15 protein-coding genes are annotated in these 20,647 nt (G+C 62.3%); 5 read left to right on the plus strand and 10 right to left on the minus strand.

Annotation, left to right across the window (positions count from 1 at the left end; translation table 11 throughout):
• From VFO93_RS15540 to VFO93_RS15575, 8 genes are all read right to left on the minus strand, one after another.
• On the minus strand, nt 1–3,245 hold a 3,245-nt coding region (locus VFO93_RS15540; protein WP_325135282.1), incomplete at its 3' end, for a DUF5691 domain-containing protein.
• A 60-nt stretch (nt 3,246–3,305) separates the two neighbouring features.
• Complete coding sequence (locus tag VFO93_RS15545) at nt 3,306–3,857, minus strand: hypothetical protein (protein WP_325135283.1); 552 nt, start codon at nt 3,855–3,857, stop codon at nt 3,306–3,308.
• An 89-nt stretch (nt 3,858–3,946) separates the two neighbouring features.
• Nucleotides 3,947–4,489, minus strand: coding sequence for an RNA polymerase sigma factor (locus tag VFO93_RS15550; protein WP_325135284.1), 543 nt, complete (start codon nt 4,487–4,489; stop codon nt 3,947–3,949).
• 86 nt (nt 4,490–4,575) lie between these two features.
• Entirely contained in the window at nt 4,576–5,244 is a 669-nt protein-coding gene (locus VFO93_RS15555; protein ID WP_325135285.1) for a cytochrome b/b6 domain-containing protein, read from the minus strand.
• A gap of 434 nt (nt 5,245–5,678) precedes the next feature.
• Nucleotides 5,679–6,926, minus strand: a complete 1,248-nt coding sequence (locus VFO93_RS15560) for a pyridoxal phosphate-dependent aminotransferase (protein WP_325135286.1) — start codon at nt 6,924–6,926, stop codon at nt 5,679–5,681.
• A 261-nt stretch (nt 6,927–7,187) separates the two neighbouring features.
• On the minus strand, nt 7,188–7,817 hold the full coding sequence (locus VFO93_RS15565; RefSeq protein WP_325135287.1) for a bifunctional nuclease family protein: 630 nt from the start codon (nt 7,815–7,817) through the stop codon (nt 7,188–7,190).
• A 172-nt stretch (nt 7,818–7,989) separates the two neighbouring features.
• A complete protein-coding gene (locus VFO93_RS15570; RefSeq protein WP_325135288.1) occupies nt 7,990–8,967 on the minus strand; it encodes an electron transfer flavoprotein subunit alpha/FixB family protein in 978 nt (325 codons plus the stop codon).
• A 114-nt stretch (nt 8,968–9,081) separates the two neighbouring features.
• The gene (locus tag VFO93_RS15575; RefSeq protein ID WP_325135290.1) at nt 9,082–9,822 is read right to left on the minus strand and encodes an electron transfer flavoprotein subunit beta/FixA family protein; all 741 of its coding nucleotides are present in this window, start codon (nt 9,820–9,822) and stop codon (nt 9,082–9,084) included.
• Nucleotides 9,823–9,986: 164 nt separating this feature from the next.
• Between VFO93_RS15575 and VFO93_RS15580 the strand changes: the two genes are divergently transcribed.
• Together VFO93_RS15580 and VFO93_RS15585 are read left to right on the plus strand one after the other, a co-directional pair.
• On the plus strand, nt 9,987–10,328 hold the full coding sequence (locus VFO93_RS15580; RefSeq protein WP_325135291.1) for a tetratricopeptide repeat protein: 342 nt from the start codon (nt 9,987–9,989) through the stop codon (nt 10,326–10,328).
• Between the two features lie 237 nt (nt 10,329–10,565).
• Complete coding sequence (locus VFO93_RS15585) at nt 10,566–11,249, plus strand: response regulator transcription factor (RefSeq protein ID WP_325135292.1); 684 nt, start codon at nt 10,566–10,568, stop codon at nt 11,247–11,249.
• Nucleotides 11,250–11,319: 70 nt separating this feature from the next.
• Here the strand turns inward: VFO93_RS15585 and VFO93_RS15590 are convergent, their stop codons facing one another.
• The gene (locus VFO93_RS15590; protein WP_325135293.1) at nt 11,320–12,918 is read right to left on the minus strand and encodes a RagB/SusD family nutrient uptake outer membrane protein; all 1,599 of its coding nucleotides are present in this window, start codon (nt 12,916–12,918) and stop codon (nt 11,320–11,322) included.
• A gap of 22 nt (nt 12,919–12,940) precedes the next feature.
• Nucleotides 12,941–16,156 carry a TonB-dependent receptor gene (locus tag VFO93_RS15595; RefSeq protein WP_325135294.1) on the minus strand — a complete coding sequence of 1,072 codons (3,216 nt, stop codon included), beginning with the start codon at nt 16,154–16,156 and terminating at the stop codon, nt 12,941–12,943.
• A 280-nt stretch (nt 16,157–16,436) separates the two neighbouring features.
• Between VFO93_RS15595 and VFO93_RS15600 the strand changes: the two genes are divergently transcribed.
• The 3 genes from VFO93_RS15600 (at nt 16,437) to VFO93_RS15610 (ending at nt 20,617) form a co-directional block, all read left to right on the plus strand.
• Nucleotides 16,437–17,831, plus strand: a complete 1,395-nt coding sequence (locus tag VFO93_RS15600) for a sensor histidine kinase (RefSeq protein WP_325135295.1) — start codon at nt 16,437–16,439, stop codon at nt 17,829–17,831.
• Nucleotides 17,832–17,961: 130 nt separating this feature from the next.
• On the plus strand, nt 17,962–19,350 hold the full coding sequence (locus VFO93_RS15605; RefSeq protein WP_325135296.1) for a TolC family protein: 1,389 nt from the start codon (nt 17,962–17,964) through the stop codon (nt 19,348–19,350).
• Nucleotides 19,351–19,525: 175 nt separating this feature from the next.
• Nucleotides 19,526–20,617, plus strand: coding sequence for an efflux RND transporter periplasmic adaptor subunit (locus tag VFO93_RS15610; protein WP_325135297.1), 1,092 nt, complete (start codon nt 19,526–19,528; stop codon nt 20,615–20,617).
• Nucleotides 20,618–20,647: the final 30 nt, after the last annotated feature.

Here is a 20,647-nt window from a genome sequence, read left to right on the forward strand (position 1 = left end):
AGGCTAGCCGCCAAATCGGCTCTAAAGCGAACCGTCTCGCTAAACGTGCGAAACTGCTCGGCGTAAAACTCGTGCGGCTCCGCGATGGCGGCCAGTAGCTGCGCGGCGGCCGGCGCGTCGGCCGGGGCCAGTCGGCCGGGCAGCGTTTGGCTGATGAAGGTGCCGAAGCGGCGGCGCTCGTAGGAAAGCCAGCCGGCGGTGTGAGTGGTGTGCAAAGCCACCACGGCCAGCGCGGCCTCGGTGAGCGCCCAGGGCCAGGGGCCGGGCAGCACCTCGGCCTGCGCGAGGGCGGCGAGGGCCGGCTCCGACTCTGTGCCCGCGCGGTTGAGGTGCAGCACCAGCTTGGGTACCAGCAGCTGCCGGCGGGTGGCTTCGGGCAAAAGCGCCGATAGCGCCTCAATGTCGAAGTGGATTTTTAGCTTCTGGAGCTGTAGGCTTTGCCCCAGCCAGAGCCGCACAAAGGCGGCGGCCAGCTCGGGGTCTTCGTGGCTCAGGGTACTCAGCGCCCAGGCGGGCAGCAGCGGCACGGCCCACTCCGAGGCCAGCGCCGCCGTCAGCAATTCATCGGCCGAGAGGCCCAGGTGCGGCAGCCAGCGGCCCACGGGCAGCAGCGCCAGCAGGTTGGCCAGGCGGGCGGCCCCGGCCCCCACGGCGGCCTTGCTGTGGCCGGCCAGGTAGAGGTACTGGTCGTTTTTCTCCTCAATGCCATCGGCCAGCCAGGTTTTGTCCCAGGCCGTGGGTAGGGTGATTTCCAGCTCAGCTTTACCCAGCCCCAGCAGCTTGCGCCGGGCCGTGATAAGCGGCGCGGCCCGCGCCCACAGCCGCCCGGTGAGGGCCGCGCCGGGCAGGCGCACCAGCAGCGCGGCAGCCAGCCGGCGCACCTCCTGGCCCCGCGATTTTAGCAGGGTTTCGAGCGCAGGCTCGGCGTCGGGGTGCAGGTGTTCGGCCAGGATTTTCAGCAGAGCTCCTTGCGTTTTGGCCGGCTCGGTGGGCAGGGCGGCCAATAGCAGGGCGCGGGCCGTGTCGCTGTCGCGGGCGAAGGCCTGGCGTAGCCAGGCCAGGCGCTCGGGCAGCAGGCCAGTTTCCCAGGTGGTAAGGTTGGTAGGGTCGGCCGGGTCAGTGGCGGGGCTGACCGGGGTGAAAAGCTTGGCCCAGGCCAGATTAAGCGCCGCCAGCCAGCGGCCCCGCTCGCCCAGCAATTCTGCCAGGTGGCTCCGCGCCTCAATCGAGCGAACGGCGTGTTGCAGCAGCGGCATCAGTAGGGCCTCGGGCACGCGGCGGCCGGCGGCGGCCACCTGGCGCAGGTAGTCGGGTAGCAGGTCGAGGTGCTGGGCGCGCACCAGCATCTGGTGCAGGCACTCGGTGCCCAGCGGCCCCAGCGCCGGCAGGTGGTCGGGCGGGGCCGGGGTGGGGGCCGGCGTGGTAGCGGCAGCGGGTTGGTAGCCGGCTTTTTGCATCAGCGCCAGCGCGCCGGCCGCCAGCAGCAGGTTTTGCTCGCGCGAGCCGGTAGCAGGCAAAGTCGGAAAAGCGGGCAAGACCTCGGCGCTCTGGCGGGTACCTAGCAGCGCCAGCCGCAGCAGCGTGGGCCAGGCCGGGAGGTCGGCGGCCGTCAGCTCAGCTTGCGAAGCCGAAGCGCTGGCGGCGGCTATTTCTCCTTCCGAAGTGGAGGCAACAGCAGTCTGCGCGTTCGTTGCGGCAGCCGCGTTGTGCCGCGTCGCGGCCGCTGGCCTGGTGGCCGGCGCTACTGGTGCAGCTCCGGCAACTGGCAGTGTTCCCAGCGGCAACAGTGCATCCACAGCCTGCCCCGCGCTGGCCCCGGCCACGAAAAAATCGTCCAGCACCAGCGGGTTGCCCGATATGTCGCGGTCCTCAGTCCAGCAGATTACCGGCAGGTACGCCTGCCCATCCCACTCGCCAAAAAGCGTAAGCGGCTGCCCGCCACTCAAGGCCAGCCATTGCCAGGCAATATCCTCGTCCATAATGCGCAGGGGTAGCGCCAGCGGCTCGGTAGCCGAATGCAGCAGCCAACTGCCATCGGGCAGCGGGGTGGGTAGCACGGGGCCGAGGGCGGCCGGCCACTGCCGCAGCCAGGGCTGCCGGGCTAGCGCCGAGGCGTAGCTTTCCAGTAGGTCGGCAATACCCTGGCCGGGCGGCGTGGCATCGGCCGCGCTACCCTTGTACACCAGATTGATAGGCGCGGCGCGCAACGGCAGCAGGCCGGGGTAGAATACCAGCTCGCCCGCGTATTTGCCCTGCGGCACCAGCGCCGTGGCAAAGGGCTGGCTGCCAAAAGCGAAGTCCAGCACCAGCGCCGTGCGGCCCGAGTTCTGGCCGAAAAGCCAGCTGCGGCGGCCCGTCACGCGCTCTTCTTCCCAGGCATATTGGCCCAGCGCCAGCCACGTATCGACCACGATTACGGCGGCTGGGTTAGCCAGCAGGTCGTCTTTTTTGGGCGTAATGCCGACCTGCTGCCACACGTCCTGCCGGGCAGTGGGCGCGAGGTTGTCGCGGTTCAAAAAGGCGCGCACCAGCACGTAGAGCTCGCCCAGGCGGCCCAGCAGGCGGCTGCTCCAGTCGGGGCCGGCGGTGGGCAGCTCGGCCAGTTCGCGCAGCACGGCGGCCAGGCCGGGCAGCTGGTTATCGACCAGCCGGGCGGCTTGGTCTTCCCAAAAGCTGGCCGGCTTGCGTTCCAGGTCGGCCAGGCCGGCGCGCAGCAGGTCGAGCAGCCAGTTTTCGAAATCCAGCGCCCCGGCCTGCATGCGGGCGTGGCGCTGGGCTTCGCGCTTTTGCTGGGCGGCGGTGGTAGCAGGTGCTTCGGCGGCTTCGGGCGCAGCTTCGGCGGTATCGGCCGGGGTGGCGATGGTTACTTTTTTAGCGGTTTTGGCGGCCGCTTTTTCGGCTTGCTCGTCGCCTTTGGCCTGGCGCTTGTCGAGCCATTCGGCCAGCCAAGTAGGCGGCGTGCCAGCGGGTAATAGCGCTGGCTGCCGCGCTAGCAGGAGCAGCAGCCCGGCCCCGTGCTTGCACGGAAACACCCGGCTCGGGCACGAGCATTTAAACGCCGGCTCGCTGAGGTCGATGCCCACCAGGTAGGGCTTCGAGCCGCTGCCCGCGCACTCGCCCCAGGCGGCGGTGTCGGTGCGGCCGAGGTTGCCCCACTTGGCGGGGCCGGCCAGCTCGCGGCCACGCTTGAGGGTGCCCGCGTCGGTGACGAGCGCGGTGGCTTGGTCTTCGGTAAAGGTTATCATCGGGGCAGCGCCGCCAGGGCGGTTTCGGGCTGCCAAGGTAGCGCCGCTGGCCGGGCTTGCCTAGCGCCGCCGCCGCCAAAAAAACAGCCCCACGCACCCCAGCGCCAGCCCCACGATGAGCGCATCGCGCCCGGTGCGGCCCTGCTGGGCCTCGGCCAGGTCGGCGGCCAGCGTGCGCTGGCGCTCGGCGGCCTGGCGCTCGCGCTGCCGGGCGTTTTGCAAGTCGTTTTGCAATTCGCTGAGGCGCTGCACGGTCAGGTTACGGTCGTCGCGGCCGGTGTTTTGCAGCGTGGTCGTGGTGGTTTGGAGCTGGGCGGCGGTGGTTTGGGCCTGCTGGGCGGTTTGGTTGAGCACGGCCACTATCTGCTCGTCCTTGTTCACGATGCCTTGCAAGGCGTCCACCACGTCCTGCAAGTCCTTCTTGCTGGGCTTGTTGCTAAGCCCCAGCAGGCCGTGGCGCTGGGCATTGGCCTCGGCGTATTGCTGGGTGAGCACCCGGCGCTCGGCCAGCAGGCGGGGCAGGGGCGAGTCGGGTGGTAGCGGGGCTGGTGCCTGGGCCAGCGCGGCGGCAGGCACCACCAAAAGCAGTAGTAAGCGGGCAGAAAACGTCATAGCAGCGCAAAAACCGGTTCGCCGATGGGATTGGGCCGGGCTGCTTTGTTCGGCAAAAGCGCGGCAGAGGTTGCGCGGCGGGCGCTTGGCTAGCGCATCACCCGCGCCAGCGCCCTGATTACGCGGCCGGCCCGCGACTTCACCGTGCCCAGCGGCAGGCGCAGCTCGTCGGCGGCTTCGGTCTGGGTGTAGCCCCTGAGGTACAGCAGGTCGAGCAACTGGCGGTCGGCGGGGCCGAGCAGCTCCAGCCACTCGCGCACCCCGATGTGCTCGGGCCGGAAGGTGGTCGGCGCGGCGCGGTCGGGCGCGTTGTCGGCGTTGAGCGAGAGCGTGCGCTGGGCGTCGCGGTAGCGCCGCTCGCGCAGGTGGTCGATGGCCAGGTTGCGGCCGATATTCAGCGCCCAGGTAAAAAGCTTGCCCTTGGCAGAATCATATTTCGGGAAAGCCAGCCAAAACTTGAGCAGCGTTTCCTGCATGATGTCCTCGGCTAGCTCATCCTGCCGCACGATGCGCCAGATGGTGTGGTGTAGGGCTTTACCGTAATGCTTGTAAAACAAGACCATAGCTGCCTCTTCGCGAGCGTGCAGGCGGCGGATAAGGGCTTGTTCAAGTTCCGGCTCAAGTACTTTCATCGGCTGGCGGCAGGTGCAATAATGCCCAACCTACGCCCCCGCGCAGGCCCCGGATTTAGCCGTTAGCTATAAAAAATAAAAATTTTTCAGGAACTTTTCTGCGCCGCGCCGCTCACCATCCGCGAAATCAGGCCGCGGTCTTTAGTGATTTCTGACCACACTACCCCTACAATATGCGTCGCTACAAAAGCGATAATCAAGTACATCGTGACGTTGTGTACTTCCTTCACGGTGTGCTCGATGCCGTGCAGCCAAGTCACGTCGTCGGCCCAGGTCAGAGCCAGGCCAGTTAGCACCATTACGTTGATAAACAAGTAGAAAGCGAGGTAGGAAAGCTTGACCAGCAGCGTGTGCTGCGCATCAGGGCGCGCGGCGGGCGGGGCCAGCCGGTAGTGCCGGGCTGCCGCCCGCAGCCGCGCCTCAAAGCGCTGCCCGGCCGGGACCGTGAGCTGCAATACCAGCCAGTACAGCCAAAAAGCCGCCAGCGCCAGCCCGATACTGATGTGCCAGTCCCAGAGGCGCTCGCTCATCAGGCGGGCAATGTTCATGCCCTGCTCTTTGGTGAGGTCGCCGCCCGCCCGCGCCGCCGCCGCCTGAAACTCGGGCACCAGCGCCTTGGGCTTCACGATAATCTTGATGAAGAGAATCGTGATGAGCTGCCCCAGCACCAGCAGCGCATTGCCCCAGTGCCACACCCGCAGCGGACCCGAGTAGTCGTGGGTGGTAGGCGAATCGGCGGTAGGAGTGGGCGACATGAAGAAAAGGCTAAGAGTAGGCAAGTGATTGAGGTTCAGGCCGTGATATTTTCAATAGAAAAGCCGTTAGGCTTGAGCTAGCGAGCAGCAGCCGGGGGTAGTGCCCCGCTTTGCTCGTAGTTCAGGCCTAACGGCTCAGTTTTGAAAAAGTTAATACCTTGTTCAGGAAGTAAGCAGGTATTGCCCGGCGCTTTAGCGCCGGGATTTAGCAGCGCCATGCTTTACGGGGCTTTAGCCCATGCTGGCACCGATATGGGCTAAAGCCCCATGAAAACGGGCGGCCCGCAACCCCGGCGCTAAAGCGCCGGGCAATGTGCACTTACTTCCTGAACAAGATGATTAATGTAGTTACGCGGTGAGTGTAGAGACGCATACTTGCGTCTCCCGTCAGGCGAGCTTAACAGCGACGAGACGCAAGTATGCGTCTCTACACCTCAAACCAGCAGCGCGGTAGCAGTGGCAGGCTCCGGCGCCTCGACCGGCTCGGTGCGGCCGGGGTAGGCCAGCAGCGCGTGTTCGAGGCAGGTGAGGGCGGCGGCCAGGTCGCTCAGGTTCAGCACGTAGGCAATGCGGACTTGCTGGCGGCCCAGGCCGGGCGTCTGGTAAAAGCCATTGGCCGGCGACAGCATCAGCGTCTGGTTTTCGTAGCTGAACTTCGTCAGCAGCCACTCGCCGAAGCGCTCGGCATCGTCTACTGGCAGGTGGGCTATCACATAAAATGCGCCGCCCGGCACCGGGCACCGCACGCCGGGCATGGCTTGCAGGCGCGTCACCGTGAGGTCGCGCCGGGCCTGGTACTCGGCGCGGTTTTCGTCAAAATAGCTTTCGGGCAGGTCGGCCGCGGCCTCGCCCAGCAGCATACCCAGGCCGGGCGGACTAATCCGCATCTGGGCGAAGTGAAACGCGGCCTCAAACACGGTCTTGTTGCGCGTCACGAGCGAGCCCACGCGAGCGCCGCAGGCGCTGTAGCGCTTTGAGATTGTGTCCATTACGACTACGTGCTCTTCGCCGCCGGCCAGGTTGAGGGCGCTGGTAGCGCGCGCCCCGTCGTAGCAATATTCGCGGTACGCCTCATCCGACAGCAGGTACAAACCATGGCGCAGGCATAAGCCTAAGATGTCTTCCAACTCGCGCCGCGTGTACACGTGGCCGGTCGGGTTGCTGGGGTTGCACAGCAGAATGGCCTTGGTACGCGGCGTAATAACGGCCTCAAAATCAGTTAGCGGCGGCAGCGCAAAGCCGTCTTCAATGGTAGCCGTTACCGTCACGATATTCACCCCCGCCGCGATGGCAAAGGCCGTGTACGTGCCGTAAAACGGCTCGGGCACAATGACTTCATCACCCGGATTGAGGCAGGTGAGCAGGGCAAACAGAATGGCCTCGCTACCGGCCGTCGTTACCAGTATCTCATCGGTGCTTACCTCAATGCCGGCGCGGTGGTAGTAGGCGGCCAGCTTCTGGCGGTAGCTGTCGGTGCCCGCGCCGTGGCTGTAGGCCAGCACCCGGATATCGGCCTGGCGCACAGCCTCAAACAAGCTTGGCGGCGTCGGGATGTCGGGCTGGCCGATGTTGAGGTGGTACACTTTTTTGCCCTGGCGCTTGGCGGCTTCGGCGAAGGGCGCCAGCTTGCGGAAAGGGGAGGCGGGCATGTCCTGTCCGCGCTGGGATATAGCTAACGACATAATTATTAGGGTAAAAGCTTAGTAGGAAATAACCGGATAATGAGTCTGCGAATTGGCTGTTTGAATAATAACGACTGTCATGCTGAACGTAGTGAAGCATCTCTGCCGCTTCATCCGGGCCGTTCAACGAGGCGATAGAGATGCTTCACTGCGTTCAGCATAACATACGCTTTTTTCTGCATGATAACCAGTATATTAACTAAAAGTCCTGGCCGAATAACCGGCCAGGACTTTCAAGAGCAAAAGCAAAGTGCCCAAACGCTAGCCGTTGCGCTTGTTCAACTCGTCGCGGATTTTCGCCGCTTTTTCGTAGTCTTCCTTTTCCAGCGCCTGGGCCAGCATCTTGGTCAGCTCATCGAGCGACACCTGGCCGCTGGGCTCGCGGGGCTCGGTGGCGCGCGGCGACGGGGCGGGGCTGTCGTCGTCATCCTCGTCGTCTTCGTCGCGGTCGTCCTCGTCCTCCTCGGCGTTTTCGTCAAGGTCGGAGAGGATGATACCAGCTTCGCTGAGCACGCTTTCAACCGTGAAAATGGGCACCCCGAAGCGCAGGCCAATGGCGATGGCATCGGATGGGCGGGCATCAATCTCGAAGGTGGTCGCGCCATCCGAGCACACGATACGCGAGTAAAACACGCCCTCTTTGAGGTCAGAGATAACTACTTCGATAATAGCCACGTGCACGTGCTCGGCAAACGACTTGAACAGGTCGTGCGTGAGCGGCCGGTTGGGGCTGATTTTCTCAATTTGAATGGCAATACTCTGAGCTTCAAACATGCCGATGATAATCGGCAGGCGGCGATTGCCGTGCTTCTCGCCCAGGATGAGGGCAAACGAACCGGACTGCGACTGTGAGGAAGACAGGCCCAGAATTTCGAGCGGAATTTTTTTCAAGGGTCGCGGGGACGTTTTAAGTCCGGGAAACGGGTAGAGGAGTTCTTTACGACAAATAAAGCACCGAAGGCCGAAAGTAGCTTAGAAAAGTAACGCCAAGCTCCAGCTTGGCGCTCATCAGGGTCCGGCTGCGGGCCCCGGCGAGCGCCAAGCCGGAGCTTGGCGTTACAGCTTAATTTAGCTCCTTCACGGCGGCCGTCAGCTTGGGCAGCACGTCGAATACGTCGCCTACGATGCCGTAGTCGGCGGCTTTGAAGAAGGGCGCTTCGGGGTCTTTGTTGATGACCACAATCACCTTGCTGGAGTTGACGCCGGCCAAGTGCTGAATAGCGCCTGAAATACCACAGGCGATATAGAGATTGGGCGAAACCGTGATGCCGGTCTGGCCCACGTGCTCGTGGTGGGGGCGCCAATCGACGTCCGAAACGGGCTTGGAGCAGGCCGTGGCCGCGCCGAGCGCCTTGGCCAGGTCTTCGATGAGGTTCCAGTTTTCGGGGCCTTTCATGCCGCGGCCGCCGCTCACTACCAGCGAGGCTTCGGGCAGCAGGATGCCGCCGGCTTGGTCTTGCATCACCACCTGCTGGGGTGCGTCGGCAAAGTCGGCGTCGCCCAACTGAGCCGAGAAGGCGGCTACCTCAGCCGTTTTGCCGGCCTCGTGCTGCGCTTCGATGGAGTTCTTTTTAACGGCGATAATCTTGCGGTCGCCGCTCAGTACCACGTCCGAAAACGCCTTGCCCGAAAACGCGCCGCGCTTCACGGTGAACTGGCCGCCGTCGGTTTTGGGCAGCTCTACCACGTTGGTGGCCAGCGCCGCTTGCAGCCGCACCGACAGGCGCGAGCCCACGGCCGCGCCGATGTTGCTGTTGGCCAGCACGATTACCTTGGCGTCTTCCTGCTGGGCGGCCGTGGCAATGAGCTTGGTGTAGGCGTTGTTCACGAAGTCCTTGAGGCGGGGCTCCTTGTCGTACAGCACCTTCGTGATGCCCTGCTCGCCGAGCTTGGCGAGGCTGGCCTCGGTGGCTTCGCCCACGGCAATGGCCGTGGCGGTGGTGCCGAGCTGGGCGGCTACCTGCGCGCCGTAGGTGGCTACTTCGAGCGAGGATTTTTTAACCTCGCCTTTGTCACATTCAACTACTACTAAAACTGACATTTTATAAAGACTTTAGACGTTAGACATGAGACATGAGAACCGAATTAGCCACGCGCCATAAAAACCAGACTAGCCGGTTCTCATGTCTCATGTCTAACGTCTCATGTCTTAGCATTAGATTACTTTCGCTTCGTTGCGCAGCAGCTTAATCAGCTCGCCGGCGTTAGCGGCGTCGATGAGCTTGACGCCCTGCTTCTTGGGGGGCAGCGCGTACTCGGCTACTTTGGTGCGGGCCCCGGAGCCGGTGGCGGGCACCACTTTCAGGGGCTTGGTGCGGGCCGTCATAATGCCGCGCATGTTGGGGATGCGGGGCTCGCACATGGGCTGCTGGCAGCTGGCCACGAAGGGCGCGGCTACCTGCACAATCTCTTTGCCGCCCTCGATTTCGCGCTCCAGTGTGGCGGTGTTGCCGCTCATATCCAGCTTCATGGCGGGCGCTACGGTCGGGATGCCGAGCAGCTCGCCCACCATGCCGTGCACCTGAAAGCCGTTGTAATCAATGCTTTCCTTGCCCATCAGAATCACGTCGTAGCCGCCGTCTTTGGCGATGGCCGCAATTTGCTGGGCCACGAAAAAGGCGTCGGTAGGAGCCGCGTTCACGCGGATGGCGTCGTCGGCCCCGATGGCCAGCGCCTTGCGGATGTTGGGCTCGGTGTCGGCCTCGCCCACGTTGAGCACGGTCACGGTGCTGCCGGGGTTGGCTTCCTTGAGCTCGATGGCGCGGGTGAGGGCGTATTCGTCCCAGGGGTTAATCACGAACTGCACCCCGGCCTTATTAAACTCTTTATTGTCAGGCGTGAAGGCGATTTTGGTGGTCGTGTCGGGCACGTTGGAAATACAAACCAGAAACTTCATCTAAAACGAGGGTAGGGTGAGAGGATGGCTGCAAAAGTAGTAGGCTTGCATAACAGTTGCCAGGCCTGAAAAGGTCGCCGGGCGGGTTTAGAAAGCCGAAATGCGGCGCGGCGGTCGCAATTTCGCCTCAAATATAGCCCGAACCCTGTCCCCGCTACCCGCCGATGAACCCCACCGCCCCCAGCCGCTTGCAGCAGCTGCTCGCCTTCTACCAGGAAGACCCCACCGACCCGTTCGTTATCTACGCCCTGGCCACCGAATACCGCGCCGACGACCCCAAGCTGGCCTGGGACTACTACCAAAAGCTCCTCACCGAGCACCCCGACTACGTGGGCACCTACTACCACGCCGGCAAGCTGCTCGAAGGCTCCGGCAAAAAGGACGAAGCCGAGCAAGTGTATCGCAAAGGATTGGTAGTGAGCCGAAAAGCCGGCCAGCTGCACGCCGCCAGCGAGCTTCAGCAGGCGCTGAATAGCTGCCTGGGGCTGGACTACGAGGACGAGTAAAAGATAAAGGAGAAGGAAAAACGTTCGTCATGCTGAGCGCAGCGTAGCGGAGTCGAAGCATCTCTACCGCTTCGTTGCTGGCGTCAGGAGTCAGTTCACCGATAGAGATGCTTCGACTCCGCTGCGCTCCGCTCAGCATGACGGAAGGTTTTATGTTTTAGAACTTTCTAAGCAGCTTCGGCCTCATCAGGCCACCGGTAGCTGCACGGCCCAGCCACCGCCGTTACTTTGCAGCCTATGCCAACCAAAATATTACTGGTCGAAGACGAGCCCAAGGTATCGGCCTTTATCCGGCGCGGGCTGGAGGAGGAAGGCTATGACGTGGTAGTGGCCTACGACGGCACTTTTGGCCAGCGCCTGGCCTTGAGCGAGGACATCGACCTGCTGATACTCGACGTGATACTGCCCGGCCAAAGCGGCCTGGAAGTGCTGAAAGCCGTGCGCGCCCAAAACCAGGAGCTGCCCATCCTCATGCTCACGGCCCTGGGCACCACCCAGGACAAGCTGCTGGGCTTCGACGGCGGCGCCGACGACTACCTCGTGAAGCCCTTCGACTTTGCCGAGCTGCTGGCCCGCGTGCGCGCCCTCACGCGCCGCCGCGGCCACGCCGAGGCCAAAGGCAGCCAGCTGCGCCTCGCCGACCTGATAGTGGATACCGCCGCCAAAACCGTGGCCCGCGCCGGCCAGCCCATCAAGCTCACCGCCCGTGAGTTTAATTTGCTGGAGTTGCTGCTGCGCCACCAGGGCCGCGTGCTAAGCCGGGGCGAAATAGCGGAGCACACCTGGGAAGAAGCCTTCGACGCGGGCTCCAACGTGATAGATGTGTACGTGAACTACCTGCGTAATAAGGTCGATAAGCCGTTTGCCAAAAAGCTCATTCACACGGTAGTGGGTATGGGCTACGTGCTGCGTGAGGAGTAGAATCAATTCCATAAAAAAAGGCCTTTCCGCGCGCGGAAAGGCCTTTTTTTATGGAACCTGTGAGGCGGGTTTAGTTGCGCGTCATCAGGGTGTTGGTCGACAGCTCGGTAGACGGAATGGGCCACACGTAGGCCGGGCTGGTGTTGGGGATGGCGCTGATGGTGCCTTTGGCCGGAATGGTGGCGTTCAGGCGCATGATGTCGATGTTGCGGATGCCTTCGCCCAGAAACTCAATGCGGCGCTCCAGCAGGATGGCGTTGATGAAATCGGTAACCGTAGCGAAATCCGTGGCTACGAACATGGGCGACGGGACAGCCGGGTTGCTGCCCGACGCCGCAATGGCCGGGTTGGAGCGCATCCGCACCGCGTTGAGCAAAGCCAGCGCCCGGCTATCGACGGAGTTGGTATTGCGTGCCAGGGCTTCGGCCAGGCTCAGCATCACCTCCGAGTAGCGAATGACAGGGGCCTTGTCGGTGTAGGGTGAGCCCGTGGGATATTTGGCCAGGAAACGCTCAGCGCTAGTGCTGTTGGGGGCAACTACGAAATTGGTGCGCCGCACATCAGTTGAAAGCCAGGCGCTATTGCCAACAATGCCACCGGTAGTCGCGTTGGTGCTGGTATTCAGGCCGTACTCGCCGTTGCCGCCCAGCGCGGTGGGCAGGTAGTAGTAGGCCAGCTGGTTTTGGGTGCCGGGTGGGTCTTGCGCCGTGAAGGGAAAGGAGAGAATGCTCTCGCTGGTTTCCTGCGGGGCCGTGAACACCGACACAATAGAGGAGTTCAGCGCATTGGCCACGCCAGACGAGGCGGCGTAGGGCGCGGCGGTCGGCACCAGCTTGTTGGCTTCGGTAATCACGTCGGCGTAGCGGCCCATGGTTAGGTACACGCGCGACTTGAGGGCGATGGCCGTGTTGCGGTGAGCGCGCGTGACATTGAGCGTAGAAACTCCAATACTGCCCTGTGCGGCCGAATAGCGGAGCGGCAGGTTTTGCTCGGCATAGTTGAGGTCCAGCAGTATCTGGTCGTACACTTGGGCTACCGTACTGCGGGCCAGGTCATTATTGCCCAAGGTAGTTTCGGCGGTCAGGCGCAGGGGGAGGCCGGGGCTGCTGCCGTTGCCACTACCACTGATGTAGGGCCGGGCGTAGAGCTGGAGCAGCGAGTAGTAGCACAGCGCGCGCAGCAGCCGGGCTTCACCCCGGTAGTTGAGGCCCGTGGCATCAAAGCCACTGGGGTAAACTGAAGTGAAAGCCGACGTCTTGAACTTATCGGCGTTGGCATCGAGGCCAGCCAGGAAAATATTGACCTGGTTGATAGCCGCATAGGCGTTGCCCCACACACTTGTCACGTCGTTGGCCGAGGTTTCAGCCAGCGTGTGGTTCCACACCGACAGGCCCGTTACGCCGTTGCTGGTGCGGTTGATGAAGTCGTTGGCCCGGATGTCGCCGTAAATCTGGTAGCGCCCGCCCAGAAAGCCGCCCACCTTCACGTAGCTATACAGGCCGTTGACCTGCGCCAGTACGCGCGAGGGCGTGTCGAAGGCTACACCGGCATCGAGTTGGGTAACGGGTTTAACGTTGAGTAGGTCATTCTGGCACGAAGTGAAGGTGCCTAGGCCCAGCAGGGCCGTGCAGGCCAGCGAAGTCACGCGCTTGCGAGATATAAATTTCATATAGCGTTAGGATTCAAGTAGATTAGAAGGAAACGTTGATGCCGGCCGTATAGCTGCGGGCCTGGCCCACCGAGTTGCGGTCGACGCCGGGCGAGATGTTGCTGCCGCCGTTTACCGAGATTTCGGGGTCGATGCCGCTGTACTTGGTAAAGAGTGCCGCGTTTTGCACCTGGGCATACACACGCACGTTGCTGAGCTTGAGGCCGTTCACGAATTTAGACGGGAAGGTGTAGCCCAGCGACACGTTGCGCAGGCGGATAAAATCGCCCTTCTCCACGTTTTGCGACATGATGATGGTCGAGCCGTTCGACACGTTGTCGCCGTACACCAGGCGTGGCCATTTGGCATTCGGATTATCGGCCGTCCAGCGGTCCTTGATATCCACTTCGTTATTCCAGAAGCGTTGGTCGTGCAGGCCAGCCTTGGTGCCGTTGTAGATGTAGTTGCCGCCCGAGTACTGGATAAAGATGCCCAAGTCGATGCCCTTGTAGCGGAAGGTGTTATCTAGGCCGCCGTAAAAGGTAGGCAGCACCGGGCCGTAGTACTGGCCATCGGCGAGCTGGGTGGGCGACGAGGTATTAGCCCCCGTGCTGCCGTTGGGGTTCACGATGGTCCAGCCCGTGCCATTGGTACCCAGGTGGTTGTACTGCACCCGCGTGCCATCGGCGCGCACCAGCATACGCTGGCCGGTAAGGGGGTTCACGCCCGCATTGGGCACGGCCAGGATGGAACCAATGGAGCGACCCACGGTAGTGTAGTTGGCCGTTTCGAGGCCCGACGTGGTGCCCGCAATGCGCTGGTCGTCGTTCAGCAGCGATAATACTTTGTTGTCGAGCGTCGTCAGGTTGCCGCTGACGGTCCAGGTGAAAGCCTTTTCGCGCAACACGTCGTAGCGCAGGTTAAACTCAAAGCCCCGGTTGCGCATCGAGCCCACGTTGGCCGGAATAGAGTTGCCGGGAATCCCGCGCGACGGGGCCTGCGGTACGTCCAGAATCAGCCCGTCCACCAGGTTGTAGTAGAACGTGGCATCGCCCGTTAGGCGGCTTTCCAGGAAGCCAAACGCGATGCTGGCATCCGTCTTCTTGCTTTTCTCCCAGCCGATATTGGGGTTAGCGCCCTGCGTGTAGTAGAAGGTACCGGTGTTGCCGTACAAAAACGAGCCGTAGAGCGGCAGCGACACGAAGTCGTAGATACCCTGGTTGTTACCGGTGGTGCCGAAGCTACCCGACAGTTTCAGGAAATCGAAGGCCTTGGCAAAGCTGGCGTTTTTCCAGAAGCCTTCCTCCGACACCACGTAGCCCGCCGAGAGACCGTAGAAGTTGCCAAACTTGTTGTACCAGGCCGAGTAGCCATCGCGGCGGGCGGTAGCCGTAAACAGGTATTTGCGGGCGTAGTTATAATTGAAACGCCCGAAAAACGAAGCCAAATAGCTAGCCCCCTGAGAGTTGCCCGATGAGGCAATGTTGATGTAGTTGCCCTGGAAGGTGGTGAAGAAGGGGTCGGCCACGGCCGTGCGGGTAGCGCCCCAGCGCTGCACCTCGGTGTACTGTTGCTCGTTGCCGACCAGTAGCGACAGGTTGTGCTCGCCAAACGAGCGGTCGTACTGCGCCGTATTCTGCCAGTTCCAGCGCTTGTTGGTGCGGTAGTAGTCGCTGGCCGAGCCAATCGTCGAGAAGCCGTCGCCCGCCAGCGAGGTGTAGTACGCCTTATCCTCAAAATTGAGGTTGTCGATGCCGTACTGCGTGCGCAGGTGCAGGCCTTTTACCAGTTCCAGGTCGGCATACAGCGCGCCTTGCAGCTGGTTGCTCTCCGACGTGAAGTAGTTGTTGTCCAGGTCCACCACCGGGTTGTAGTAGCCCGGCAGCAGCGGCTGAGGCGAAGTAGCGGTGCTCGTGGTAGGGTTGATATTGGGCCCCGCCCCTATGCCCGCGCCGTTGGTATTGTAAGTGCCATCGGCATTATAAGGCGAAATGTTAGGCGGTAGCACCAGCGGCAGGCGGCCCAGGCCAGCCGTGCCGAAGGCCCCATCGGCTACCGAGCCCGAGTTGGGCGACGAGTTGCGGGAGTTGGAATAGTTGACGCGCGCGCCCAGCGTGAGGCGGTCAAACAGCTTATGCTCCACGTTGACGCGGGCCGTGTAGCGCCGGAAGTCGTTGCGCACCAGCATGCCCTTCTGGTTGGAGTAGCCCACCGACGCTAAGTAGGTCGTCTTGTCGGTGCCGCCCGAGAAATTCAGGTTGTGATTGTTGGAGAAGCCCGTGCGGTAGATGTAGTCGTACCAGCGCGTGTCGGCGGCGAGGGAGGCATTTTTACCGAAGGCGTCCTCAATATTGGTGCCGCGCGTGCCAGGTTGTGTAGGGGTTGTGGTAGCGGCCAGGCGGTTGTCGTTGAGGTTGCGCACGGCCTCGTTTTTCAGGCTCACGTAGTCGGCCGCGTTCAGTACCTCGTACAAGCGCACCGGCTTGGTGATGCCCACCCAGGCGTCGTAGCTGAGCTTGGCTTGCCCTTTTTTGCCGCGCTTGGTCGTTACCAGTATCACGCCGCCGTTGGCCCGCGAGCCGTAGATGGCCGTGGCCGAAGCGTCTTTCAGCACCTCGATGTTCTCGATGTCCTCGGGCGCGATGTTGGCCAGCGGGTTGTTGGGCACGCTGCCCACCGCCGAGTTGTTGCCGCTGTAAGTCGGAATGCCGTCGATAACGAACAGCGGGCTCGAGCTGAGCGCGATGGAGTTAGCCCCCCGGATGCGGATAACGGGCGGGTTGTTGAGCACCCCGTTGGGCGTCGTTATCTGCACGCCCGTGGCCCGGCCCTGCAAGGCCTGGTCGAAGCTTTGCACCGGCGTATTGGCAATTTCCTTGCCCGTGATGGTGGCTACCGAGCCCGTGAGTTCGCGGCGCGACTGCGTGCCGTAGCCCACCACCACGGCCTCGTCGAGACTGGTCGTGCTGGCTTGCAGCGAGATATTAACCGGGCCGTCGCCAATGCGGGCCTCCTGGCTGGTGTAGCCCACAAAGGAAAACACCAGCGTAGTGGCGGTGACCGGGGCCGGCAGGGTGTAGCGGCCTTCCATGTCGGTGGCGGTACCCTGGTTGGTACCTTTTACCAGAACCGTGACGCCGGGCAGGCCGGCCCCGTCGCTGCCGACTACGCGGCCACTTACGCTGCGGGTTTGGGCGTGCAGGTCGCGCGCGCCCACTACCAGCACAACGGCGGAAAGGGGAAGTAAGAGTTTTCTCATACTGAAAGGGATGGGGTGATGTAAAAAGCGGTGGCTAAATATAGGTAGCAGAAAAATGAAGATTTAGTAAACCCTCGGTAAAGAGAGTGAAAAAAATATCTCAACAGTTGTAAACGCTATGCGAACGTAGTAGAGCGAATTTGAGAAGTAGGGCCAGCGGGCCGGCAAAACTTAGGCTGAACAGTGTTCGGCGGCTGCGGCAGCGCGCCAGTAGCCAAGCTTGCACCTCCCTGGTGGCCCCGGCCCGAGGCGGTAATTTGCAGGCCATTTTCTTCGCCCTATGACTATCCGCAACCGCCTCACCTGGCTTTTCGTGAGCGTAGTGGCCGTGCTGCTGCTCGGCGTGCTCGCGGTCGTGTTTCTGCTCCAGAGCAATTCGTCGCAGCGCGAGTTTCGGCAGCGGCTGCGCGAGCGGGCGCAGGTCACGAGCTACATCTACCTCGAAAAAGACGAGATGCGCGCCAGCGCCTTCCGCGACTTCGAGAAGAAGTACCTGCAAATCCTGCCCAATGAGATTTTGCAGGTTTACGATGCCAGCGGCCGGGTGCGCTTTGTGGCGGCCGACGAGCGCGTGCGCCTGAGCGACGCGCTGCTGGCGCGCATCGTGCTCAGTAAAGAGGTGTACTTCAAGCTAGGCGAGCGGCAGGCCATCGGCATTTTTTACCGCGATAACCAGGGCGACTACGTGATAATAGCTGCCGCCGAAAACGTGTACGGCCACCGCCGCATGCGCAGCCTGGCCACCATCATGGCCGGTATTTTTATACTGAGCTTACTGCTTATATACGCCGTGGGGCGGATTTTTGCGGGCCGGGCGCTGGCCCCCATCGCAGCCCTCAACGACCAGGTCGACCGCATTACGGCGCAGGACCTGCACCGGCGCGTGGATGAGCCGCTGCGCACCAGCGAGCGCGATGACCTGCGCCGCTTGGCGCGCACGTTTAATCGCCTGCTCGGGCGGCTCGAAACCAGCTTTGAGGGCCAGCGCACCTTTGTGCGCAACGCCTCGCACGAGCTGCGCACGCCCCTCACCAGCAGCATCGGCGAGCTGCAAGTGCTGCTGGCCCGCGAGCGCTCGGCCGACGCCTATAAGGAAGGCGCGATTTCGGTGCTAGGCGAGTTGCAGCAGCTCAAGCAGCTGATAAACAATCTGCTCGACCTGGCTCAGGCCGACGAAGCCGTGCCCCTCACCGACGAAATTCGGCTCGACGAGCTGCTGTGGGAGGTGCGCGAGGCCGTGGCCCCCGCCCAGCGCAGCCGTGTGCAAGTAGACCTGGGCGACCTCAGCGAGCTGCCCGACGACCCGGCCGTATTCGAGTTGAAAGGCCACCGCGTGCTACTAGCCCGCGCCCTCGGCAACCTGGTCGATAATGCTCTGAAATATTCTAGCGCCGAGCAGCGCGTCACGCTCAGCTTGCGCCGCCCGGTCGGCGGCGGGCTGGTAGTGCGCGTGGCCGATGCCGGCCAGGGCATTGCCGAAAAGGATTTGGCTCAGGTGTTTCAGCCTTTTTTCCGGGCTGCCGATGTGCGTGGGGTGGTGGGGCACGGCGTGGGGTTGCCGCTGGCCCAGCGCATCGTGGCGCTACACGGCGGCACGCTGGCCCTGCGCTCGGAAGTGGGTAGGGGCACGGTAGCCGAGGTGGCGTTTACTCAAGGAGTAATTAGGAAGGTATAGTTAAGCTTAGCGGCTGGCTTACACAGAATTTTTTCATTCTAATCCGTTTCTAATATCTCTCTAATTGCAGCCTAATGTTGGGGCTGCACATTTGCGGCGTCAGGGTCCAGAAAGGGCCTGCTACAAGCAAGTGATTATAGCAAGATTCCTGGGCGCGGCTCGCCGCCGCCTACTACCTACTACGGCCCGGCCTACCCACGAAGCGCGCCACTGGCTCCGCTACGGCGGCTTGCTGCTGGGGCTGGCCGTTGGAATGGCCGCTCACGCCCAGGCCCCGCGCGCGGCTACCCCCGCTGCCGCCGATACCCTGCGCCTGACCTTGCCCGAGGCCGAGGCGCGCTTCGTACAAAATAACCTGCAAGTGCTGGCCCAGCGCTACAACATCACGGCGCAGCAGGCGCTGGCCGTGCAGGCACGATTGATTGATAACCCAACGATTACCCTCGACCAGAATGCCTTGCAGCAGGCCATTCATCGGCAGGGCGCGGTGGGCGACAACCCCGACCTGCGCCGCAACCAGGTGGCCATTCAGGCGCAGCAGCTGTTTGCGCTGGCGGGCCGCCGCAAGGCGGCCGGCCGCGCCCAGCAGCAGGCGGCTGTGGTCGAGCAATTCAACCTCGAAGACTTGGTGCGCAACCTGCGCTTTCAGCTGCGTACCACGTTTTACGACATTCACTACCGCCGCCAGACGCTGCGCGTGTACGACACCGAGATTCCGCAGCTGCGCAAGACGGTGGACCTGTATCAGAGCCAGTTCGAGAAAGGTAACATCGCGCTCAAGGAGGTTATTCGTCTGAAAGCCTTCTTGTTTACGCTCGAAACCGAGCGCGTGGGGCTGATAACTGACCAGGCCAACTCGCAGGCCGACCTGCACATCTTGCTGCGCGACTCGACCAATGCCGTGTACCGCCCGGTGGTTAACTCCGACCGCGTGCGAGACCTGTCGCTGAACGCTTTCCCCGAGCAGCAGCTCATCGATACGGCTCTGGTGCGCCGCGCCGACCTGCTAAGCCGCCAAGCCGAAGTGCAGCGCCAGCAGTTGAATCTGCGCTTGCAAAAGGCCGTGGCCGCGCCCGACTTGGCCGTGGGCTACAGCTACGACCGCCTAGGCTCTTATTTTGACAATTACAACTCGATAACGCTGGGCGTGGCGGTGCCCATCTTTAACCGCAATCAGGGCAATATTTCGGCGGCTAAGGCCCAGATAGGGCAGGCCCAGGCCGAGGCCGCCCAGCAGCAGCTCACGGTGCGCCGCGATGTGCACGAGGCCTACCAGGTGGCCCAGCGCCAAGACGACCTCTACCAGCACACCAATCGCGACACGACACCCTTCTCGAAGCTCATCGACAACATCGAGCAGGGCTACACCAAGCGCCTCATCAGCATTGTGGAGTATCTCGACTTTTACGAGGCTTACAAGAACAATGTGTTGCAGCTCAACACGCTGCGCGCCAACCGGATGCGGGCGTTCGAGAATGTGAACCTCTCGGTGGGGCGCGTGCTGCTCAAGGCGGAGTAGGGTGCTGCTTACGCCCGTCCGTCATGCTGAGCGGAGCGCAGCGGAGTCGAAGCATCTCTAGCGGTGAACTAATTCCTAACGCTAGCAACGAAGCGGTAGAGATGCTTCAACTTCGCTGCGCTCCGTTCAGCATGACAGTTGAAACCAGAAATTAAAAACTGACAACTAGCAACTAATGAACCGTTCTGCTCTCCTCTTTCTCCTGACCCTAGGGCTCGGAGCGTGCCACAAAGAGGCCGACACCGCCAAGGAAGAAACCCCAACCGCCAAACCGTTTTTTCTGGCCAACCAAACCCTGAAAGAGCTGGCCTTCGACACCGTGCGCCTGGAGCCCATGCGCAGCGAGCAGTCGTTTTCGGGCCAGGTGACAACCAACGGCGACAAAACCGCCAACGTGGTGCCCTTGGTGGGCGGCGTGGTCGAAGACCTGCGCGTAGAGCTCGGCGACCACGTAGCCAAGGGCCAGGTGCTGGCCGTGGTGCGCTCGGGCGAAATCGCGGATGTGCAAAACCAGAACGCCAACGCGGGCACCGACCTGGCCATTGCCAAGAAAAACCTGAGCGTGGCCGAAGACCAGTTCAAGGCCGGCCTGGCGGCCGAGCGCGACGTGGTGCTGGCCCGCGAAGAGCTGCGCAAGGCGCAGAGCAACCTAGGCAAAACCAACAAGCAGCTCGGCATCTACGGCGTCGACCGGAGCGGGCACTATACCATCAAGGCTCCCATTTCGGGCTTTATCACCGACAAGGACGTGACGGAGAACATGCAGTACACGACGTCGAGCGTGGACAAGTTCTTTACCATCGCCGACCTCGACCAGGTGTGGGTGCTGGCCAACGTGTTTGAAGCCGATATAGACAAGGTAAAGGTTGGCTACCAGGCTGATATTACAACGCTGTCGTATCCCGACAAGCACTTTACCGGCGTGGTCGATAAGGTGTTCAACGTACTCGACCCCGAGAGCAAGGCCCTGAAAGTTCGCATCAAGCTGCCCAACCCCGGCTACCTGCTCAAGCCCGAGATGTACGCTCAGGTGCGCATCCTGAACACGGGCACGCAGAAGGGCCTCGCCGTGCCCGCCAACGCGGTAGTGTTCGACAAAGACCAGAATTTCGTGCTCGTCTACAAAAGCCAGAAGGAGGTCGATACCCGCCCCGTGAAAGTCACCAAAACCGTGGGCGACGTGAGCTACGTGAGCGGCGATTTGAAGCCCGGCGAGGTCATTATTACGAAGAATCAATTGCTCGTGTACGACGAGCTGAATGACTAGCTAGCACCAGTCGTCATGCTGAGCGGAGCG

The sequence above is a fragment of the Hymenobacter sp. genome (assembly GCF_035709525.1).
In the GTDB taxonomy this organism is placed as follows: Bacteria; Bacteroidota; Bacteroidia; order Cytophagales; family Hymenobacteraceae; genus Hymenobacter.